4 protein-coding genes are annotated in these 4,593 nt (G+C 64.9%); all 4 read left to right on the forward strand.

The window, feature by feature from the left end; genetic code table 11:
* Positions 1 to 164: 164 nt before the first annotated feature.
* Entirely contained in the window at positions 165 to 416 is a 252-nt protein-coding gene (locus tag JWP28_RS00620) for a hypothetical protein (protein ID WP_299538801.1), read from the forward strand.
* A 288-nt stretch (positions 417 to 704) separates the two neighbouring features.
* Positions 705 to 1,403: a PEPxxWA-CTERM sorting domain-containing protein gene (locus tag JWP28_RS00625; protein ID WP_299538803.1), complete on the forward strand. Its 699-nt coding sequence runs from the start codon at positions 705 to 707 to the stop codon at positions 1,401 to 1,403.
* 95 nt (positions 1,404 to 1,498) lie between these two features.
* Positions 1,499 to 2,362, forward strand: coding sequence for a sterol desaturase family protein (locus JWP28_RS00630; protein ID WP_299538805.1), 864 nt, complete (start codon positions 1,499 to 1,501; stop codon positions 2,360 to 2,362).
* A gap of 575 nt (positions 2,363 to 2,937) precedes the next feature.
* Positions 2,938 to 4,593: right-handed parallel beta-helix repeat-containing protein (locus JWP28_RS00635; RefSeq protein ID WP_299538807.1), on the forward strand; the 1,656-nt coding region annotated here is incomplete at its 3' end.

The following is a 4,593-nucleotide window of genomic DNA, read 5'->3' on the forward strand; positions in this document are numbered from 1 at the left end:
ACCCGCTGCATGGGCGACCGGGTGGCCGCCGACAACAGCTACATCGACGAATGGTCGCCGGCCCTCGACCTCGCCATCCTCGTGCGCACCGTCCCCCTCATCTTCCGAGATCCGCGCGCTTACTGAGCTTGGCGCATGCGGCTTGCAACGACAGATCCCGGGCCATGACCGCCGCGCAGGGGACATCGAGGCTGCTGGTCGTCTGTCGCGCCGTCGGCTGGCTCCTGGGCCTGTTCGTCGCCATCGCCTTCCTGCTGCTGCTTTGGGCCGGGCAGCGGACCGTGGCCGGGGAGCAGCGCCGCAGTGACGTCACCGCGGGCGCCTTCATCGCCCGGGTCAAGGCCTGCAGGCGCCAGTCCCCGGGACCGCCGCCGAGTTGGAACGCCTGTGAGCGGCGGGTGAGAGCCAACCTGTGATCGGCTTGCTGCAGCCGAAGTTACCGACGCAACTATCGATTGTCCTGCCGGACCATCGCAGACTATGCGGCCACCAGAACGTGCTGCGGCAAGTGTGGTCAAGGAACAGCGCAGCGCTATTGCGTCGAGCCGGGCCCCCGCGGACGTCAAGACTTCCCTCATGGGGGGAATTCGTTTGCGGGGCTGTTTTCCCTATGGTTATGGTTCCGTTAATTGGTCGATCAGGCTGAAACTGGGGTGCTCAACATGCGTATAAAAGTTCTCTCTTCGGTTGCGCTGGCTGCGTCTATGGCGCTGGCCATCGGAACGGGCGCCCACGCGGCGACGAATCTGGTGACAAACGGCAGCTTCACCAGCTCCAGCTACGGCGCTACGAACAACCAGTTCGGCACGGGCGTCGGTGGCCAAGGCGTGACCGGCTGGACCGGCAACGGCGGCTACAACATCTATTTCGGCACGTCGCCGCAGACCAACGCCAGCACCCAATATTCGCCGCCGTCCACGGGCGAGCATTTCGGTGCGAGTTTCAACGCGTTGAGCCCCGATGGCGGCGCCTTCGTCGCCCTTGACGGCGACTCCGCTGTTCAGGGTGGGATTTCTCAGATCCTGACCGGTCTCGACACCACCAAGACCTACACCCTGACCTTCGACTGGGCCGCGGCCCAGTTGGCGAACCGTGCGGGCGACATCACCGAACAACTCCAGGTCTCGTTCGGCGGCCAGACCTTCGTCACGCAGTTGGTGCCCGTCACGAGCCAGGGCTTCTCGGGCTGGCAAACGGCGACGATGTTCTTCACGCCGACCGCAGCCACCCAGACCCTGTCGTTCCTGTCTCTCGGGACGCCGGGCAACCTGCCGCCGATGGCCGTGCTTGACGGCGTGTCGCTGACGGTGCCGGAACCGGCGACCTGGGCGATGATGCTGGTCGGCTTCGGCGGCATCGGCGCCATGATCCGCCGCCGTCGTCAGACGCTCGTCGCCGCCTAAGCGACAGGCAAGTGTTCGCTCGGCTTATCGCCGGGCTGAAGGGGGGAGCGGCGCCTGCTGCTCCCCTTTTTATTTTTTGGAAGCGGTAGGGGCGTATGCTCTCCCACATCGTGCAGCACGCCATCTCCCTTGGAATGCAGGCCGCCAGCCTCACGCTCTGGCTGGTGATCCTGACGATCGTCTTCCTGCCGCTGGAGCGCTTCTTCGCGCTCCATCCAACACGTGCGCGCGCGCGTACGCTGGCGAGTGACCTCGCCTACTACTTCCTGAACGGATTGGCGCCTGCGGTCGTGCTGGCGATACCGATCTCGATCATCACCGCCGGCGTGCAACGGATCACGCCGCAAGCCTATATCGACGCGATCGCCAGCCTGCCGCTGGGGGTCAAGATCCTAGCCGGGATCGTCGTGAGCGAGGTCGGCGCCTATTGGGGCCATCGCCTCAGCCACGAGACGCCGTTCCTCTGGCGCTTTCACAAGGTGCATCACAGCCCCGAGTCCATGGACTGGCTGGTGAGCACCCGCGCGCATCCGGTGGACGTGGTGTTCACCCGGCTCTGCGGCCTGGCGCCGCTCTACGCGCTAAGCCTGGCCACCCCGCGCGGCGGCGACCAGCTTCTGCCGCTCATCGTCACGCTGGGGGGCTCCGCCTGGGCCTTTGTCGTCCACGGCAACCTGAACTGGCGCTTCGGTCCTCTGGAGTGGCTGGTGGCGACGCCGGCCTTCCACCATTGGCATCACACCAATGACGAGCACCGGGACCACAACTATGCGGCCCTGTTACCCTTCGTCGACCGGCTGTTCGGCACGCATCACCTTCCGAACCACTGGCCGCCGACCTATGGGGTAGACGAGCCCGTGGCGGCGTCGTTCGCGGCCCAACTGCTGGATCCTTTGAGCGCGCCCGTTGGCCGGAGCCGTCAGGTCCCAGGGAGGTCGGACGCGCCGTCCGACGCATAGATCGCGAAATCGCAGCTGATGCGGCGATCGACCGCATCGGTCGATTTCCAGCGTGACGCCGGCCGCCAGGCCGCAGAGCCGGCTCCCGATTGTCACTCCGGATCGCGGCAAACGCGGCGCCGGCGGCCCAAAATCACCCCTGACGGCTCCGGTTGGGACGGCCTTCGGGGCCCTCCGGGTTCCCGCCGAATTAGCCCGCCGTCGCGGTCGGCGGCGATTGCTGCAAGTGCGTCATTCGGACACCTCGCCGCTAGGTGAGTCGCCCGATAGCTATGCCGTCAGTGCTGCGGGGGCGGACACTACACTCGACGACCGCAGCACCAATCCGCACGACCCCCTGACCTGAGAGAGCGCGACCTTCCGCAAGCGGCGGCAGGCGGGGTGTAAACTCGTGCCTAAACCCAAGTCGATTTAGGAAACGCGGGATGAACAACTAAAGTATACAAAATGATAATGTTTATTTATATTAACTTAATACCTTAACTGGGCTGAAATCCATGTGCTCCATTGTCAAACCAGGGCATCGGCAACTTTGCGAGTAGGCATTGTTGCATTAGAACTCTTGGAGACTCCTTGTGATCACTACCGTCAGCACTACCAATGGGCTTTTGGCCGCCCTTAAGGCCGCGAGCGCTGGAGACACGATCCTTCTGGCGTCCGGGACCTACAGCGCCGTTTCGCTGGCGGGGCTCAACTTCGCCGGGACTGTGACAGTGCAGTCGGCGAACTTCGCCAGCCCGGCGGTGATCAGCGGCCTGACGCTGAGCAGCAGCTCGGGGATCTCGTTCAATCACATCGACCTCCCGTCCGCCGGCGGCACCGCCGTGACGGTGTCGAGCTCCCAGAATATCGGCTTCAACGCCGTGACTGTTCACGGCGCCACGTTGGGCGACGGCAACGGGATGACGATCCGCGACAGCTCCGGCGTGAGCGTCACCAATTCCGATCTCGGTAAGCTCGGCACCGGCATCAACGAGCTGAACAGCACGAATCTGACCATCTCGGGCAACGTCTTCCACGACATCCAGAGCGGCGCCATCCGCGGCAGCGGAGACACCGTCGAAACCATCTCCGGCAACCAGTTCGTCGACGCCAAAGCCACGGTCACGGACCACTCCGACGTGATCCAGCTGTGGCAGGACAATACGGCGAACCAGGTCACCATCACCAACAACACCTATGGCGCGACGGCGCCGACCACCACCACAACCCCGACGACGACCACCCCGACGACCACCACGACCGCTCCCACCACGACCACTCCCACGACGACGACGACGGCCCCGACCACCACGTCGACCGGCTCCACCGTCACCGTGTCGAACACCACCAGCCTGCAGAACGCGGTGAAACACGCCCACGCGGGCGACACCATCCTGCTGGCGCCGGGCACCTACAGCGGCGTCGCCCTCAAGGGTCTCAACTTCAATGGGACGGTCACCATCCAATCGGCGAACACCGCCAACCAAGCGGTGATCAGCGGCTTGGTGATGACCAATGACTCGGGGCTCTCGTTCAATCACGTCGACTTCGCGTCGGCCGGCGGCACAGCCGTGACCGTGTCGAGCTCGCAAAACATCGCCTTCGACGCCAGCAAGTTCCACGGCGCGACGATCGGCGACGGCAACGCGATGACGATCCAGAACAGCTCGGGCGTGAGCGTCACCAACTCCGACGTCGGCAAGCTCGGCACGGGCATCAACGAACTCAACAGCACCAAGCTGACGATTTCGAATGACACCTTTCACGACATCCAGAACGGGGCGATCCGCGGCACCGGCGACACCTACGAAACGATCTCCGGCAACCAGTTCCTGGACGCCAAGGCGACGGTCGCCGATCACTCCGACGTCATTCAGCTGTGGCAGGACAACACGGCGAACCACGTCACCTTCACCAACAACACCTACGGCGTGACCACACCGGTCACTACCCCGCCGCCCACGACGACGCCTCCCCCGACCACCACCCCGCCGCCGACCACCACGCCGCCGCCCACGACGACGCCTCCCCCGACGACCGGCACCGGGACGACCCCGATCGGCGGCGCCGGAACCACCGTGACGGTGGCGAACGCGACTGACCTCATGGCCGCGTTGAAGACCGCACATGCCGGCGACACCATCCAGCTGGCGGCCGGCAACTACGGCTCGATCTCGCTGGCCGGCCTTCACTTCGACGGCACGGTCACCATCCAGTCCGCGGACAGCGCCAACCAGGCAGTGCTCTCC

The organism is Phenylobacterium sp. (genome assembly GCF_028290885.1).
In the GTDB taxonomy this organism is placed as follows: Bacteria; Pseudomonadota; Alphaproteobacteria; order Caulobacterales; family Caulobacteraceae; genus Phenylobacterium.